Consider the following 17,920-nt stretch of genomic DNA (forward strand, 5'->3'; position numbering starts at 1 on the left):
CCAACCAAACCATCTTATGACGATTTTATCATTCACCCTGATCCTCCTATGCGGGGCCTTTATGGCTGGACTGCTGGGGTCGCTGACCGGTTTAGGGGGCGGCGTAGTGATCATACCCTTGCTAACCCTTGTATTTCATGCAGACATCCGCTATGCCATTGGTACCGCGTTAGTGGCTTCTATTGCCACTTCTTCTGGATCGGCTTCTGCCTATGTAAAAGAAGGAATTACCAACATCCGGCTAGGCATGTTCCTCGAAATTGCCACTACCACAGGTGCTGTGGTGGGTGCGCTGATAGCGGTGTACATGCCAACCAATGTGGTAGCGATTATTTTTGGGCTGGTACTCATTTTCTCCTCGCTGATGTCTTTCCGCAAAAAGATAGCCGTACCTACAGAGGAACAACAGAGTAAACTGGCAGCACAGCTACGGCTTAACAGCAGCTATCCTACCGGGGAAGGAACGGTTAACTATGAGGTACACCATGTGCCGGGCGGTTATTTTATGATGACTTTTGCCGGCGTGATGTCGGGCCTGCTGGGCATTGGTTCGGGCGCGTTAAAAGTACTGGCAATGGATAACATCATGCGTATTCCATTTAAAGTATCTACCACCACCAGCAATTTTATGATTGGGGTAACAGCAGCTGCCAGTGCGGTTGTGTATCTGCAGCGGGGTTACATTTCCCCCGGATTATGTATGCCGGTGGTACTGGGCGTGCTGGCAGGAGCTTTTGCCGGCTCTAAATTGCTGACCCGTGCCAATGTGAAGTGGTTGCGTATAGTCTTTAGCGTAGTAATCGGTTTCCTGGCGCTGCAGATGATCTATAATGGTGTTACCGGAAAATTATAAACGATGAAACAACTTTCAAATTATTTCCGGGACAAGGATATTCAGCAGCTGATAGGAAAACAATTACGCGTGGGCGTGATCGCTTCCAGTATCATTGTATTTATTGGTGGCATCATTTACCTGAGCCGTCATGGGCATGAACAGCCCTCCTATGGCGATTTTACCGGCGTGCGGGAAGGATTGACCAATCTGCCGGGTATCTGGCGGGGCGTGATGGAAAACAGAGGAATGAATATTATTCAGCTGGGAGTGGTATTACTGATTGCTACCCCTATTATTCGTATAGCCTTTTCTGTTATAGCCTTCCTGATAGAGAAGGATTACCTGTATGTGGTGATTACGTTGATCGTGCTGGGGATTATTTTATTCAGTATGCTGGGAGGATTGGCGGGATAACCTTTCGTAATTAGCCGTTGACTGTTAGTAGTTTCAGATAGCATTGCTCATCTGAAAACACTAACAGCCAACGGCTGTTTTAATTATCCGGCATTAGAAATTTCCAGTTTTATGACGGTAGATATAGCATCAGGTGCCTGTGTAGGCACGTTGATCAACAGGTCATCTGTACCGGTGGTAGTGATGAGCTTTTTACCGTTTGCGAGCAACTTCGCACTATTCACTTTTCCTTTTACACCTGGTACATGCAATTGACCATTGGCGGGCCAGTTAAATACATGCAGGTACAGTGTGGTGTTGTTGCCATTTTTCTTCTGGGTGCAACGGCCCCAGTCTAAGGTTGGCAGCGGACTGCCTTGTGTGGCATAAATGGCTTCCCCATTTATCTTCATCCACTGTCCTATGCCTTTTAGGGCAGTGAGACTGCCTTCCGGGAATTGACCGCTGGCATCGGGGCCTACGTTCAGCAGGTAGTTACCATTTTTAGAGGCGATGTCTACCAGGTTACGTATAAGCGTTTCCGTGCTTTTCCATTTATTATCAAAACTTTTATATCCCCAGGTACCGTTCATGGTCATGCAGGTTTCCCAGTCACGTCCGTCCAGCTCTGATTGGTTGGGGATTTTTTGTTCCGGTGTTTTATAGTCGCCTGCGAAGTTGGGACGTTTCAGGCGGTCGTTGGTGATGATATTGGGTTGCAGTGCGAGTACGTCCTGCAGCTTTTGTGCATATTCATCTGTCATATTGGTAGGAGTATCCCACCATAATACGGCTACTTCGCCGTAGTTGGTCAGCAGTTCCTTTACCTGCGGTACTGCTACTTTATCAATGTAATCAGACATGGTAGCACTGGTTTGCAGTGGATCCCAATGCCCGCTGTGTGCTTGTGTGTAAGCATCTATTTGTGCGGAATCCGGATTAGGCCAGCCTTCAGTTGCTACTTTGCGGGCAACAGCGCCACCGGGGTTGTTCCAGTCCTGTGCCTGTGAATAGTAGAAGCCCAGTTTAATACCATATTTTTTACAGGCAGCGGCCAGTGGTGTCAGCACGTCTTTGCCATATGGGGTAGCATCTGCGATATTCCATTTGCTGGCATTGGATTTAAACATGGCAAATCCGTCGTGGTGTTTGGCTGTGATTACAATGTATTTCATACCTGCATCCTTCGCTGTTTTCACCCAGGCGTCTGCATCATATTTAACAGGGTTAAATTGTTTGGCAAACTGCTGATATTCAGTAACGGGTATTTTAGCGCGGTTCATAATCCATTCGCCGCCGCGGGCTACCTGCTGTCCTTTGTAGTTGCCGGCCAGCTGAGCGTAATCGCCCCAGTGAATGAACATACCAAAACGGGCATCGCGCCACCATTGCATGCGCTGATCATGGGTCAGTGTATTTTGTGCGAATAAGATGGATGCCGGAATCAGCAGCGCCACCAGGAACAGAATCCCTTTTTTCATAAACATAATGTGGATGTTGCATATTATGCAATCGTTTGCATAGTACGGGTAAAAAATAAGCGCAGGGCGCTCTTATCTTCCTAATTACCTACTAATATCTATAAAAAAAACGGACCAGAATGGATTGATTTTACCAGAAGCTAATATTTTTTTATGTAGATATTTTGTTTGGGAAGATGGATGCTTCAAAAACAAAATATCTACATAATATATACTTATCATCAGGCCATTTCTACTTCACGCAGTTCCAGCATCTGGGTGGTCCATACACGCAGTTCATCTACCAGTGCAGGATTGTTCAGCAGGGACTGTCCGTAGGAAGGGATCATTTTTTTCAGTTTGATCTGCCATGCTTCTGTTTCCACTTCTTCCTTGAAGCAGCGTTTCAGCAGGTTGAGCATGATAGAAACGGCAGTAGATGCACCGGGAGATGCTCCCAGCAGTGCAGCAATGGAGCCATCAGCAGCACTCACTACTTCTGTACCGAATTCCAGGATGCCACCATGTTCAGGATCTTTTTTGATTACCTGTACACGTTGTCCGGCAATTTCCAGTTCCCAGTCTTCCATCTTAGCTTCCGGGAAATATTCGCGTAAGGCTTCCAGTCTGTCTTCCGGCTTCTGTCGTACCTGTGCAATCAGGTATTTGGTCAGCGGAATATTATCCAGGCCGGCAGACACCATAGGGCGTATGTTATTGGCTTTGATAGATAAAGGCAGATCCATGAAAGAACCATTTTTCAGGAACTTGGTGGAAAACCCGGCATACGGTCCAAACAGCAGGGCTTTTTGTCCGTCGATCATGCGGGTATCGAGGTGAGGCACCGACATAGGAGGCGCGCCTACAGAGGCTTTGCCATATACTTTTGCACGGTGTTGTTCAATTATTTCCGGATTGTTGCAACGCAGCCATTGTCCGCTTACCGGGAAACCGCCAAAACCTTTTCCTTCCGGAATGTCTGACTTTTCCAGTAAAGGCAGAGAACCGCCACCAGCACCAATAAATACGAATTTTGTTTTGACGCTTTGCTTTTCGCGGGTTTCCCGGTTTTTCACCTTGATCACCCAGCTGCCATCCGCTTCTTTTTTGAAATCACGTACGTCATGATTGAAGTGAAGGGATACGCCATCCAGTTTTTCCAGGTGGTTAAACAGGGCGCGGCTCAAAGCACCGAAGTTCACGTCTGTACCCATTTCCATATGGGTAGCCGCCACTTTTTGAGTCGCATCACGACCTTTCATCACCAGGGGCATCCAGCTATTCAGCTTTTCGGGATCTTCCGAATACTCCATGGTTTTGAAAAGATGACACTGCTGCAGGGCTTTGTATCTTTTTTTGAGATAATCCACATTCTCTTCTCCCCAAACAAAACTCATGTGGGGAACACTTTGTATAAAGTTGTGCGGATTGGAAATGATGTTATTTTCTATCAGGTAGGACCAGAATTGACGGGACACTTCAAATTGCTCTGCAATGTTCACCGCCTTTTTAATGTCTACTGATCCATCCTGTTTCTGTGGCGTGTAGTTCAACTCGCAAAATGCAGAGTGACCGGTACCGGCATTGTTCCAGGCATCGGAACTTTCTGCTGCAGCCACATCCAGTCGTTCAAAAATTGCAATGGTTAACTCAGGTTCCAGCTCTTTCAGGAGCATTCCCAGTGTGGCGCTCATGATTCCGGCGCCGATTAAAACCACATCCGGACCTGTTCCAGCTGTACTCTTGCTTCTAAACATAACCCCATTTTTATTCGAGGTGCAAAGTTACAATCAAAACAATTATGCAGGGTGATTAAATTGCTCGTTTGCTACACTTTAACAATACTATTACAATTCTTTCTGAACGGATTGAAAGTTTTGAATGCATGGAGAAGTATATATTATTTTATATTTTGGTTAAGCATCTGGTAATTAAATAAATGACTGCCGGGAAATATTATTTTTATTTTATGATGAACAGACGTGCATTTTTTAAGGGAATATCCGCTGCCGTAGTCATATCTGCCTGTGGTAAAATAGTATCCGCCGTTACTCCCCGGCATTTCGACAGCAAAACCATTTTCCGCTTTGCGGTAGGGTCTGACTGGCATTTTGGAGAACCCAAAACGCCGTCAGAGCAATATTTCCAGGACCTGCAACAGGCTTTTAACCAGTATCAGCAACAGTATCCCTGCGAATTTTTTGTGCTCAACGGCGACATTATCCACAATGACCCCGCCCTCCTGTTGCCAGCTGCCGCCAAATTAAAGCAATTGCATCCTCAGCTGTTTGTTACCCATGGTAATCATGACATGGTAACGGCTGCCGCCTGGGAACAAGCCTGGGGCTATCCCCTGAATCACGATGTGGTAGTGGGAAACCAGGTAATTTTGCTGGGAAACACCGCGGATGAGAAAGGGAAGTACCTCTGCCCCGATGTGCCCTGGTTTGCCCGTAAACTGGAGCAATACAGGGATGCCGCCAATATATTCATCTTCTTACATATCACACCGGTAAAATGGACCGATAACGGGTTGGATTGCGCCGAATTCCAGACACTGATTAAGAAGTACCCGAATATCAGGGCGGTCTTTAACGGACATGACCATGACCAGGATAGCGTGAAAATGCTGGACGACTGTAAAATACCTTTCCTCTTCGATGGACATATTGGCGGTAGCTGGGGCGTCGGCTATCACGGCTTTCGCGTAGTGGAATTAAAGGAAGATGGTAGCCTCCTCTCCTTTATCATGAACCCGCTTACGCGCCAGAACGAACGCGTATTTCCGAAAGTTTAGCTATTTTGCCGGTACATTCGGGATGCTAAAAGAAAAACTATGCTGGAGGAACTTGAAAAAGACTACGGATTTACCTATCCAACGCTCTATAAACAATTATATAAAGATGGAATGCTGGACTGGGGAGAGTTTGGTGAAGACTGGCTGGACAAAGTATATCCAGCTATAAAAACAGCTCCACCCTTACTGCTCTATGCCAATGACCTTGAAATGATGGCGCTGACAACAGTGGATGAAGAAATGGATGAAGGACTGCTGTTTGCTGATCCTGTTCATAAGTTTGTTCCCTTTGCTATGAGCGGTGCCGGCGACTGGTTTGCGTTTTACTTCAATTTGCAGAATGGCGAAGATGTACCTATTGTACAGGTATTTCATGATGTGAATGAAGCTTGTATACTGGCTAAAAACCTGCAGGACTTTATATTTCTTCAAATGCTGGAAGCGGTAACAGACCTGGATCCCAAATACCCATCCCTGATAGTTCATGGAAATATGAAAGAGAATTGCGCGAACTTTCTGCGTACACATGCTCCCTATCTTACGTCCCATCAGGCGCAGATCATTGAGGCGGTGTATGATTTTGGAAGGCTCACCAATGTAGCCTTACATGAAATCGTAGAGAAGGAAATGAATTTCGAATGGTTGGATAGCAGTTTCCCTTACCAGGTGAAAGGATAGCCGAAAGCAGAAGGCATAAAGCAAAAAGCTATTGTAGCGATTAAATATCCGCTGCAATAGCTTTTTGCTTTATGCCTTCTGCTTTATGCTTTATAAAAATCAATCAGTGATCCAAAATACTGTTCATTCCAGCCGGAAGTAATATCTTCATAAGCCTCGTCCGGAATATTGGTATGCTTTAATTCCACATCGGTGCCTTTGGGCGAAGGATGCAGTTTAATGGTAACAATAGAAGGATTTTCTGCTTCCTCTTCTTCATCTTCCCCAAAATACCATTGCTGCACAATTTTCTTGTCCTGCTCAAATTCCAGGTTTTTGCCTACAATACTTGCTTCCCATAAAGCAAACTCAGAACCGGGTTCTGTAGACATTTCTGCTACTTCACCTGTCCACAGCTGAATGGTAGCGGGATTGGTGAGGGCGGCGTATACTTCTTCCGGCGGAGCAGACAGTATAAAATGTTTTTTATAATCTTTCATGGTTTCAAAGCTACTGAATTGATGAATTATTATTTACTTTTCTATAAAAATTGAGTGTATGCAATTTACCAAACTGATCCCAAATATATTTTATTCGGATATGAATGTGGGTTTGCAACTTTTTGTAGACACACTTGGTTTTATAATCGCTTACAGAGATGATAGCGGCGAACAGCCATTCTGCATCATCAAACGGGATACCCTGGTGATTCACCTGATAGAGAGCCATGAATGGGCGATTAAAGACCGGCCTGAAATACGGCTGGAAACAGATGATATTGAAGCCGCTTATGCACAGGTGAAAGCAGCTCATCCGGAACTGCTGCACCCCAATTTACCAGAAGTTCGCCCGCAACCATGGGGAGCATTGGAGTTTGCCCTCAGAGACAGTGAAGACGTGTGTGTGATTATACAGCAACCGGAATAAGATCGTATTTAATGGTTATCTATCCTATATGATTAAAGTATCACAGAAACTGTACAATGAAAAACTAAGGAGCCCTTCCGAAAGAATCATCAGACTGGCAGGCTTTTTTGCTTTGCTGTTCCTGGTGCTGGGAGTGGCGGGCTTTCTGGGGGCCCGTAAATTTAATGATGATGTAATTACCTGGATCTTCTTTGGCTTGCTGGCGGTTTATTTTTTAGTAAAAACAGTATTTGATAAAATGCTGGTGTGGATCTGCTTCGATTACCAGTTACAGGTAATGGAGATCACTACTGTTACCTTATTCTCCAGGGAAAAAACACAACATATTCCACTCACGGAGGTAAGGTATAAAAGCGGGAAAGAAGGCAAAAGATTTATTCCTTACATCGACTTATACAACGGCCGGGAAAAAATAATCCACCTGAGCCGGGACGGAATCGGAGAACATACTTTTGACATGATTGCTGAAGAGCTCACGGAACTCGTATGCTGATTGTTCATTTCCGGCCATTTCCTGTTCACTTATGAACAAACGGTAATAACAAGCTGCAGGTAAACCTTTACCAGACAAGCCATGCAACTATGGCAGTTTTCTTGTGTCTTTACCACATTCATCCCTAAATCCAGTTGCTATGGTAAAGAACTACCTGAAAATTGCCATCAGGAATATGTTTAAGAACAAAGGAATTTCATTTATCAACATCTTCGGTTTATCTGCCGGCATGGCTGTTACTATGCTGATAGGACTCTGGATATGGAATGAACTGTCTTACGATAAATACCATGTGCATTACGACCAGATAGCCCAGGTCTGGCAGCGGGAAACAACGGGTGAGCAATCAGATGCCTATAACGCCATGCCCATACCTCTGGCAGCAGAACTAAGATCTTCTTATGCCAATGATTTTAAGCAGGTAGTACTCGCCTCTCTCGGTACACATACGGTATCATTTGGAGATAAGAAGTTTACCAGTATGGGGGCTTTTATGGAAAGTGGTGGTCCTGCACTGTTTTCCCTGAAAATATTGAAAGGCAGCCAGGCAGCTCTGAAAGAACCAGGGAGTGTGTTGTTATCGGCTTCTTTTGCCAGATCTCTCTTTGGCGATAAAGATCCGATGGATCAGCTGATCAAACTGGATAATAATAGTCAGCTGAACATCAAGGTAACTGGTGTATATGAGGATTTACCGGATAATACCACGTTAGCAGGCATGAACTACATTATCCCCTGGGAGCTGTTTGTTTCCAGGTGGGATTGGGTGAAGAATTCAAAAGACAACTGGTCTTTTAATTCGATGCGGATTTTTGTACAGCTGGCAGATAATACAGATTTCGAGAAAGTTTCCCGGAAGATAAAGGATGTTAAAACCATACATGCTAAGCCGGAACGGGGTTTTAAGGTGGACCTTTTTTTGCATCCAATGAGTAAGTGGCATCTTTATTCCACCTTTGAAAATGGGATAAATACGGGTGGACAAATCCGTTATGTGAGATTGTTTGGTATCATCGGCATATTTGTATTGTTGCTGGCCTGTATCAATTTTATGAACCTGAGTACTGCCCGCTCAGAAAAACGAGCCAAAGAAGTGGGTATCCGCAAAGCGATTGGATCTATGCGCAGACAACTGATCTCGCAGTTTTTAAGTGAATCAGTAATGGTGGCTGCCTTTTCTTTCGTGCTGTCTTTGTTGCTGGTGTTAATAGTATTGCCCTGGTTTAACCAGGTGGCTGATAAGCATATTGGTATCCTGTGGAGCAGTCCTGGTTTCTGGTTATGTGGTATTGGTTTCAGCCTGTTCACGGGTTTGCTGGCGGGGAGCTATCCCGCGCTTTATTTGTCTTCTTTTCAGCCATTGAAAGTGTTGAAAGGAACTTTCCGTGTAGGCCGCCTGGCAGCAGTTCCCCGTAAAACATTGATAGTAGTGCAATTCACAGTATCTATTATTTTGATTATCGGCACTATTGTCATCTATCGGCAAATACAGTTTGCAAAGGATTTGCCCGTTGGGTATACCCGGAACGGTTTGCTTTCTATACAAATGACAACGCCGGAAATCTATAGCAACTATAATATTATCCGTACTGAATTGCGGAGCAGCGGCGCTATCACAGAAATGTCGGAGTCGCAGGGACCTGTAACAGACATATGGTCCAGTGCCGGCGGATTTGAGTGGAAAGGGCGTAAGCCCGATCAGCAGCAGGGGTTTTCTGTTATTGGCGCAAAATTCGGCTACGGCAAAGTGGTAGACTGGCGCTTTGTAGCTGGTCGTGATTTTTCGGAACAGTTCGCAACAGACTCGATGGGCCTGATATTAAATGAAGCGGCGGTAAAGTATATGGGCCTGGAAAATCCGGTAGGTGAAATTATCAGGAAAGATAGCATGGATTATCATGTACTGGGTGTTGTGAAAAATATGATCATGACATCTCCCTATGAGCCGGTGCGTCCGGGTATTTACTACCTGCTGAAAGAAGGAGGTAATTTTATTAATATGCGGGTTAATCCGCAAATGAGCACCACCATGGCTTTGGCAGCTATTGAACAGGTGATGCAAAAGTATAATCCTGCTGCTCCTTTTGAATACAAATTTGCTGATCAGGAATATGCCAGGAAATTCAGCGAAGAAGAACGTATCGGGCAACTATCTACTTTCTTTGCAGTACTGGCCATTATGATCAGTTGCCTCGGACTATTTGGGCTGGCTTCTTTTTTAGCAGAGCAACGAACCAAAGAAATAGGTATCCGCAAAGCGCTGGGAGCATCTGTATTCCAGCTATGGCAGATGTTATCCAAAGACTTTGTCATACTGGTCAGTATTTCCTGCTGTCTCGCTATCCCGGTAGCCTGGTATTGTTTGCATAAATGGTTGATGCAATATTATTACCATACCACCATCGTATGGGAGATTTTCGCGGTAACAGGAGCGGGTGCTTTGCTGATAGCGTTGGCAACGGTGAGCTATCAGGCAGCTAAGGCAGCCATGGCTAATCCGGTAAAAAGTTTACGCGCAGAATAAAAGCAGCTGGACTACCTGGCATCCGCTATCTGGACTACCGGCAGCGCCCCGATAGCGGTTAATTTTAGGGTATGAAAAAGTACCAGGATCTGGCAGTGCTGCTACTACGAGTAGCCACTGCCGTTAATTTTTTGTCAGCGGTAGCTATCCGCTTTGGCCTTTGGGGCGCTGAAAAGGGTAACTGGACGGAGTTTGTAATCTACACCGGAAAAGTAAATTCCTTTGCACCGACAGCTATTATTCCTTTTCTTGCCGTGTCAGCCACTGCTCTTGAAATCCTTTTTGCTATTTTACTGCTGGTGGGTTATAAAACCCGTTGGGTAGCCATGGGAGCGGCTATACTCACGTTGATATTCGCTTTGTCGATGACTTATTCTTTTGGTGCACTCTCTGCTCTGACGTATGCAGTATGGGTCGATTGTACTTCTGCTTTGTTGTTGGCCACTATGCCTTACTACCGTTGGAGTCTGGACGAAAAGCTGGCAGTTACGAAAACGATTGAGTAAAGTATTTCTTCCAGCTCTCCGGTAAAAAAGTTATTTTTATTATGTAGGATTTCAACCGGATCTGGCATGATGAAAAATAGTACGATTTTAGTATTGCACCTGTTTTGTTTATTGTCGCTGGCAGCTCCCGGCCAGGCCCAGCTACCTACAGCGTGGATACGCATCAATCAGCTTGGTTATCTTCCCGGTAGCGTTAAAGCAGCTGTTTGGGTTGGTAAGGAAAATGAGCACCCACAAGGCTTTCAGCTGATATCGGCGGTTTCGCACAAGGTGATGTATACTGGTAATACCAGCACTTTATTCGGTGCTTATGGTCCCTTTCGTCAAACCTGCCGATTGGATTTTACTACTTTCAGAGATGTCGGTGAATATTACCTGAAATGCGGAACAACCGTTTCCCCTGTTTTTCGTATAGGCGACAACGTATATGCCGGCACGCCTGATTTTTTATTACGTTATATGCGTCAGCAAAGAAGTGGTTTTAACCCTTTTTTGAAAGACTCGTGCCACACGCATGATGGTTATACTATGTATGGACCTATGCCAGACAGTACGCATATCAACGTAACGGGAGGCTGGCACGATGCCAGCGATTACCTGCAATATGTTACAACTTCCGCTAATGCAGCTTTTCATTTGCTGGCAGCCTACCGGGATTTTCCGGACGCATTTGGTGATCAATATGCTGCTAACGGCTTACCGGGAGCCAATCATGTGAAAGATGTGCTGGATGAAGCCCGGTGGGGTCTGGACTGGCTGCTGAAAATGCATCCCGGTGATCAGTTCATGTTTAACCAGGTAGCAGACGACCGCGATCATCATGGTATGCGCTTACCAGGCGAAGATAATTTTTATGGTAAAGGTTTCGAACGCCCGGTATATTTTTGTACGGGACAACCACAGGGCCTGGGGAAATATAAAAATAAGACTACCGGTGTTGCCTCTACGGCGGGCAAGTTTTCCAGTGCTTTTGCATTGGGATATTCTTTATTTAAGGTAACGGATACCACCTATGCGCAGTTACTGAAAAAACGAGCGATATCGGCCTATAATATGGGGTTACAGCAACCCGGTGTTTGTCAAACTGCCTCCACACTCTCCCCTTATATTTACGCAGAAGACAATTGGACCGATGATATGGAACTGGCTGCTGCCACCCTACATCACCTGACGCAGGAGAAAAAATATCAGCGCGCAGCATGGGATTATGCACAGCAGGAAAAGGTAACGCCCTGGCTGGGAGCAGATACCGCCAATCACTACCAATGGTATCCTTTTATTAACCTGGGGCATTATGCACTGGCACAACAAACTTCCGGTACGGAAAAGCAACAGTTGATCAGCTACTATAAAACAGGTATTGAAAAAGTATGGAACCGCGCAAAGCACAACGCATTTTATCGTGGTGTGCCATTTATCTGGTGTAGTAATAACCTGACCGCTGCATTTGCCATACAATGTTACTGGTACCGGCAATTAAGCGGAAACAATGATTTTGCCGCATTGGAACAGGCGAATATCGACTGGCTGTTTGGCTGCAATCCATGGGGTACCGGTATGGTGTATGGTCTACCCGCTAATGGCGATACACCCGAAGATCCACATTCTGCATTTTCTGCCATCGGTCATTATCCGGTAGATGGAGGATTAGTGGATGGACCTGTGTATACCAATATCTACAAAAATCTGATCGGTATACGTTTATCAAAACCGGATGAGTATGCCGCTTTTCAGAGTGACCTGGCCGTGTATCATGACGATGTAGGTGATTACAGCACCAATGAGCCCACTATGGACGGCACCGCCTCCCTGGTATACCTCCTGGCGGCCAAGGCGCAGGAAGGGGCAGGGAAACGGCAATACGATCATGGAGGTATCATCCGTGGTGATAGTAGCCGTAAGCAGCTGGCACTTGTTTTTACGGGAGATGAATTCGCAGACGGTGGACCGGTAATACGTACTATACTGCGACAACAACAAATACCTGCCTCCTTTTTCTTTACCGGGAAATTTTATCGTGAGCCCGCTACGCAGCAATTGATTCAACAATTAAAAGCAGACGGGCACTATCTCGGCCCGCATGGTGATCAGCATTTATTGTATTGCGACTGGCAGCAGCGTGATAGTTTGCTGGTGACTAAAACACAATTCCAGGAGGATCTGGCAGCCAATTATAAAAGTATGGAAGCTGCCGGCATCTCCAAAAAATCGGCGCGCTGGTTTTTGCCTGCTTACGAATGGTATAACGATAGCATTGCAGCGTGGACTTCTGCAGCAGGTATAAGACTGGTTAATTTTACACCGGGGACGAGTTCAAATGCGGATTATACTTATCCTGAAATGGGCAGGAAGTACCGGTCATCCGAGGCGATTTATAATGCCGTTATTCAATATGAAAACAGTCACCCAGGTGGGTTAAATGGTTTTTTGTTGCTGATACATATCGGCACGGATCCACGCCGCACCGACAAATTTTATAACAGATTGTCTTTACTTATTGCCACACTTAAGAAGAAAGGATATCATTTCGATACACTTGAAAAAGTATTAGAGTAAGCGAGTTTTTTTGCCTGTTTTTTGAAATGAATATTGTCCGGACGAGGAAACGTTATTTAAACTTTTGTCTGCCTGTTTTGTTACCCACATTGATACACTCATTAAAAAAAACGATATGAACACTGAATCGGCCTAAACTCAATAGTATGGATTGTTTTTGCTTAGAATCCATTATCTGTAATCAACCAACACATCTCATTAAAACTTTTTTATGCACCTATTTTTAGTAACGAAAATGGCCAAAGGCCGGTCCTTTGTGCTGTTGTTATTCATGAACTTCCTTGCCTTTGCTGCATTTGGACAAGTGAAGATTTCCGGCCGGATCACTGATGAACAAAACGCACCGCTGCCAGGTATGACAGTGGTGATCAAAAACACAAAGCTGGGTACTAAAACAGATGTTGATGGACGTTATATCCTCAGCGCAAATCTGCAACCTGGTAATTATACACTGGCTTATTCCGGTATTGGCTATTCACCAAAAGAAAGTGTACTCGTAGTAAGTGATGCTGCAGGCACTTATACGCAAAATATACAATTAACCACCTCTGTATCCAAACTGGACGAAATAGTGGTAACAGGTACTTCAGAAGGAACGACCCGGCGTCAACTAGGTAACTACATCAGTACAGTGAAAGCTGATGAGTTAAACAAAGGTGGAACGGGTAACGTGCTGGCAGCACTGCAAGGTAAAACCGCCGGTGCGCAGATCACACAGAATTCCGGTGACCCTTCGGGTGGCATCTCTGTAAAACTCCGTGGTATCAGTACCATATCAGGGTCAACAGAACCTTTGTATATTATCGATGGGGTAATCATTGATAACTCCACCACCCGCGTTACCAACGCTGATCCCAGTTATGGAACCAGTTCTTCAGGTGATAATTTTGTTGGTAGTGTAGGTCAGAACCGCATGTCGGATATTAACCCGGCAGATATAGAAAGAATAGAAGTACTGAATGGCGCTGCCGCCGCCGCGATCTATGGATCCCGCGCCAATGCCGGGGTAGTACAGATCTTCACTAAAAGAGGAAGCACCGGTGCGCCGGTCGTTAATTTCTCTACCACTTTTTCTGTTAACCAGCTTCGCAAGAAGTTGGATGTAAATGAGGCGCCGCTTAAGTTTGGAGGTTCTCCCAACGACTCTACACAAAACATACTCACTCCGGCAGTTGTCAGCACCACCGCGGTAAACCGATACAACTACCAGGATTATATTTTTCGTACAGGCGTGGGTAGCGACAATAATATCTCTGTAGCTGGAGGGAAAGACAAAACCAAATACTTTGCTTCTGCCAGTTATTTTTATAACCAGGGTATTATTAAGAATACAGATTTCAGTCGATATAGTTTCCGGATCAACCTCGACCAGGAACTGAATAACTGGATCAGCTTTAATGCCAGTCTGAATTACGTGTACAGTAAGTCAAATGAAAAGCCCGATGGCAACACTTTTTATTCACCCATGAATGCGGTTACTATCATCGGCAACTACTACGATATACAGCAACGTAACAATTTAGGACAGCTATTGAAAGTTGGAGAACGTGGACGTGTGAACCCGGTTTCTGTTATTGAAGATTTTCAACAACAGCAACATGTAGGCAGAGTGATTGCTGGTGCAGGGATCAAGCTCCGGCCTATTAAAAACCTGACTGTAGACTATCGCCTGGGAATAGATAATTACAACCAGGAAGGTACTACGCTCATGCCGGCCTTTGCTTATTTTGTAAGCCCTGGATTTTATGGTGGTGGACCTAACCTGGATCCGTCTCAGAATGGATATGCCAGCGCAGGTAATAACAATTCTTTCATGATCAATCATGACCTGAATGCTACCTATAACTGGGATATCAATGACAAATTCAGTTCTGTTACACAGGTCGGATATTCTGTGCAATACCAGCGGATGCACTATACACTGGAGCAGGGCAGAGGCTTACCGCCTTTTGTACAAACATCCGACAGAACAACCACTATCATACCTGGCGCCGATCAGCGGACAGAAGTATCTATTTCCGGAGAATATATTCAGCAGAATTTTAAATACCGTAACCAGTTGTTTGTTACCGGTGCACTTCGGGTAGATGGATCTTCTGTATTTGGTGTAGATGAAAGAAATCAGCTGTATACCAAATTAAGTGGTAGCTACGTATTGTCAGGAACGGATTACTGGGAAAAATCATCCATTTCCAAATGGTGGAACCTCCTGAAATTCCGCGCGGCTTACGGTGAATCCGGTAACCTGACTGGTATACCCGCCTATGGCCGTTATAATACCTATAGCGCCACCGCATTTATTGGGGCTTCTTCTTTTCAGTCGCCCGGTACTTACACCAATCCAAACGTGAAACCCGAAAAACAAAAAGAACTCGAACTTGGTACAGATATGGCATTCTGGGATAATCGTATATCCTTATCCGTTAACTACTACAAAAAACGAGTGGAAGATTTGTTGATCAGTCGTGCTATTGCACCTACCAATGGTTACTCCTTCTACCTCGACAATATCGGTACTTTACAGAATAGTGGCGTGGAAGTAGTGTTGAATGTCACGCCGGTAAAAACGAAAGACTTCACCTGGAATCTGACGGCCATCTACAACCGTAATAAGAATAAAGCAGTGGATATCGGACAATCACTGATTCTTTATAACACGGTAGGTGGTGCGCCCATAGGCATCGCTAACGGAGAACCTATCGGCTTTTTCTACGGTACCTTCTTTGCACGTGATAACAACGGGAATATCCTGAAAACACCAGCCGGTATTCCGGTTACAGAAAGAGGTACACAAACATCGCCACTTACGTATGTGGTTAACCGTGATCCGGCCACCGGATTGCCAGATACTAAATTGCCGGCGTTAAATACTAAAATTGGAGATCCTAATCCAAAATACACCGGCACCATCACCACCGATTTTCAGTACAAAAAACTGGGATTACATATACAGCTGGATGCGGTACAGGGAGTGGATGTGTTTAATGCGGACTGGAGAACAAGACAAGGTGTAGACAATGGTAAAGTAGCGGAAATGGAAGATAAAGGGCAGGTGCCACGTGGTTTTATTGCGGGTAACTATAACATACAGGAATGGAGAATAGATGATGGCTCCTTTGTAAAACTGCGCGAAGTATCATTTACCTACGACTTTGGTAAGCTGAAAGGGTTAAGTGATTTGTCCATCAGCCTGGGAGGCAGGAATCTTATTTCCTGGGATAACTACAAAGGATATGATCCGGAATTAAACGCCGCAGGACAAAGTACAGTACTGCGTGGAATTGATTTTGGTTCAGTACCTATTCCCAGAAGTTATAACCTGTCTGTTCGCGCAAAATTTTAAACCCATTAAACAAGATCCATCATGAAACGATATATCCGATATAGCTTATTAAGCGCCACAATTTTCTCCACCCTCGTTGCCTGTAAAAAAGATTACCGGGATCCTTCAGGACCATCTTCAGAAGAGGCATACAGTTCACCTACTACTCTCGCAAGTGACGCAGTAGGACTACGGGCATGGTATGCAAAAGACAGGACAGGATTGTTATATACCACCGTTACTTCCGGTAGTTTACTCACGGGAGAAACCTTTGTTACCAATCCGGGTAATACAGATGAAGCACAAATAGGCGCCGGTGGTAGCAGTATCTTAAACACCAATGCAGTGGTGACTGGTATGTGGGCCGTTAGTAATAAGATCCGCTATGAAGCGGACAGTATCTTACGCCGCACGAATACAATTGTTACAGATAAAGGTTTTGCCAGCGGTATCATTGGCTATACTTCTATCTTTAAGGCACTGGCAATAGGTGTGCAGGCTAATTTCTGGGAACAGGTGCCAGCCAACACTGGCAGGCCAGACACCACCACTACAGACGTAAAGTTCATCCCCGGCAAGCAGGGATACACCCTGGCAGTGGCTACCCTGGATAATGCCATCAATACAATAACGGCTACGCCTATTGGTAGTAATTTTACAGCGAGCGTACCAGACAGCGTCAACATCATCAACACGCTGTATGCGCTGAAAGCCAGGTACGCTTTGTATGCCGGAGACTATGCTACCGCTATGGCTGCTGCTAACAAAGTAGATCTGAGTGTAAGATCCTTTCATGCTTTCAATCCTCAGATCACCAACCCGATCTTTACTTTAGTAACGGCCACGAACAATATCTATAACGTCATCGACTCTTCTATGGGCCTACCGGTGGCCATCCAACCGAATCTCGCAGATCAGCGCATACCATTTTATATACTCAGACCCGCATCGCAGAAACCACGTTTCATTATTAATGGTTTTTTCAAGGGTAACGTTACTATTGTTCCTATTTACCTGCCGGGAGAAATAATGCTGATAAAAGCAGAATGTTTTGCCCGTCAGCATGATGTGCCCAATGGGTTGATAGCGTTGAATAAAGTGGTTACCAAGCAAATTTCTGCTGACCCTTTTGGAGTAGGTGCTCAGTTACCCCCGGTTGTTGCCACTACAGAGCCTGAGCTGCTGAACTTGATTTATCAGCATCGCCGGATAGAGTTATTTATGGGTGCACAGGAACTGGAGGATAGCCGCCGGTTTGGAAGGCCACAGTCAGAGCGGAAAAGGAATTATTTTCCGTATCCGTTTGTTGAGCGGAATGATAATCCTAATACGCCACCGGATCCAACGTTTTGATGCGGTTGAATGAATAATGAAAATGGTTGCTGTGTTTCGCAGCAACCATTTTTGTTTTTGATATAGGATGGAAAGTTGCTATCTTGTTTTTAGTTAA

The 17,920-nt window shown here is 45.1% G+C and carries 14 protein-coding genes; 11 read left to right on the top strand and 3 right to left on the bottom strand.

The window, feature by feature from the left end; all coding sequences use genetic code 11:
* Positions 1–16 precede the first annotated feature (16 nt).
* Positions 17–853, top strand: coding sequence for a sulfite exporter TauE/SafE family protein (locus AB4Z08_RS09310; RefSeq protein ID WP_441573455.1), 837 nt, complete (start codon positions 17–19; stop codon positions 851–853).
* Between the two features lie 3 nt (positions 854–856).
* Complete coding sequence (locus tag AB4Z08_RS09315; protein WP_441573456.1) at positions 857–1,249, top strand: DUF1634 domain-containing protein; 393 nt, start codon at positions 857–859, stop codon at positions 1,247–1,249.
* Between the two features lie 83 nt (positions 1,250–1,332).
* Here AB4Z08_RS09315 and AB4Z08_RS09320 read toward each other — a convergent pair whose 3' ends face one another.
* Positions 1,333–2,709 carry an alpha-L-fucosidase gene (locus AB4Z08_RS09320; protein WP_441573457.1) on the bottom strand — a complete coding sequence of 459 codons (1,377 nt, stop codon included), beginning with the start codon at positions 2,707–2,709 and terminating at the stop codon, positions 1,333–1,335.
* 221 nt (positions 2,710–2,930) lie between these two features.
* On the bottom strand, positions 2,931–4,445 hold the full coding sequence (locus tag AB4Z08_RS09325; protein ID WP_441573458.1) for a malate:quinone oxidoreductase: 1,515 nt from the start codon (positions 4,443–4,445) through the stop codon (positions 2,931–2,933).
* Positions 4,446–4,657: 212 nt separating this feature from the next.
* On the opposite strand from AB4Z08_RS09325, the gene AB4Z08_RS09330 reads away from it, so the two are divergent.
* Complete coding sequence (locus tag AB4Z08_RS09330) at positions 4,658–5,485, top strand: metallophosphoesterase family protein (protein WP_441573459.1); 828 nt, start codon at positions 4,658–4,660, stop codon at positions 5,483–5,485.
* Between the two features lie 39 nt (positions 5,486–5,524).
* Entirely contained in the window at positions 5,525–6,163 is a 639-nt protein-coding gene (locus tag AB4Z08_RS09335; protein WP_441573460.1) for an SMI1/KNR4 family protein, read from the top strand.
* Between the two features lie 83 nt (positions 6,164–6,246).
* Here AB4Z08_RS09335 and AB4Z08_RS09340 read toward each other — a convergent pair whose 3' ends face one another.
* Complete coding sequence (locus tag AB4Z08_RS09340; RefSeq protein ID WP_441573461.1) at positions 6,247–6,642, bottom strand: SRPBCC domain-containing protein; 396 nt, start codon at positions 6,640–6,642, stop codon at positions 6,247–6,249.
* Between the two features lie 58 nt (positions 6,643–6,700).
* Between AB4Z08_RS09340 and AB4Z08_RS09345 the strand changes: the two genes are divergently transcribed.
* The 7 genes from AB4Z08_RS09345 to AB4Z08_RS09375 all read left to right on the top strand — a co-directional run bounded on the left by AB4Z08_RS09345 (position 6,701) and on the right by AB4Z08_RS09375 (position 17,823).
* Positions 6,701–7,069, top strand: coding sequence for a hypothetical protein (locus AB4Z08_RS09345; protein WP_441573462.1), 369 nt, complete (start codon positions 6,701–6,703; stop codon positions 7,067–7,069).
* A 28-nt stretch (positions 7,070–7,097) separates the two neighbouring features.
* On the top strand, positions 7,098–7,562 hold the full coding sequence (locus AB4Z08_RS09350; RefSeq protein ID WP_441573463.1) for a hypothetical protein: 465 nt from the start codon (positions 7,098–7,100) through the stop codon (positions 7,560–7,562).
* Positions 7,563–7,701: 139 nt separating this feature from the next.
* Positions 7,702–10,086 carry an ABC transporter permease gene (locus AB4Z08_RS09355; protein ID WP_441573464.1) on the top strand — a complete coding sequence of 795 codons (2,385 nt, stop codon included), beginning with the start codon at positions 7,702–7,704 and terminating at the stop codon, positions 10,084–10,086.
* A 71-nt stretch (positions 10,087–10,157) separates the two neighbouring features.
* Positions 10,158–10,592, top strand: coding sequence for a DoxX family protein (locus tag AB4Z08_RS09360; RefSeq protein WP_441573465.1), 435 nt, complete (start codon positions 10,158–10,160; stop codon positions 10,590–10,592).
* Between the two features lie 66 nt (positions 10,593–10,658).
* Positions 10,659–13,148, top strand: coding sequence for a glycoside hydrolase family 9 protein (locus tag AB4Z08_RS09365; protein WP_441573466.1), 2,490 nt, complete (start codon positions 10,659–10,661; stop codon positions 13,146–13,148).
* A 211-nt stretch (positions 13,149–13,359) separates the two neighbouring features.
* Positions 13,360–16,491 carry a SusC/RagA family TonB-linked outer membrane protein gene (locus AB4Z08_RS09370; RefSeq protein ID WP_441573467.1) on the top strand — a complete coding sequence of 1,044 codons (3,132 nt, stop codon included), beginning with the start codon at positions 13,360–13,362 and terminating at the stop codon, positions 16,489–16,491.
* Between the two features lie 21 nt (positions 16,492–16,512).
* On the top strand, positions 16,513–17,823 hold the full coding sequence (locus AB4Z08_RS09375) for a RagB/SusD family nutrient uptake outer membrane protein (RefSeq protein ID WP_441573468.1): 1,311 nt from the start codon (positions 16,513–16,515) through the stop codon (positions 17,821–17,823).
* The last annotated feature ends 97 nt before the right edge of the window (positions 17,824–17,920 follow it).

The organism is Chitinophaga sp. RAB17 (assembly GCF_052114225.1).
GTDB lineage: Bacteria > Bacteroidota > Bacteroidia > Chitinophagales > Chitinophagaceae > Chitinophaga.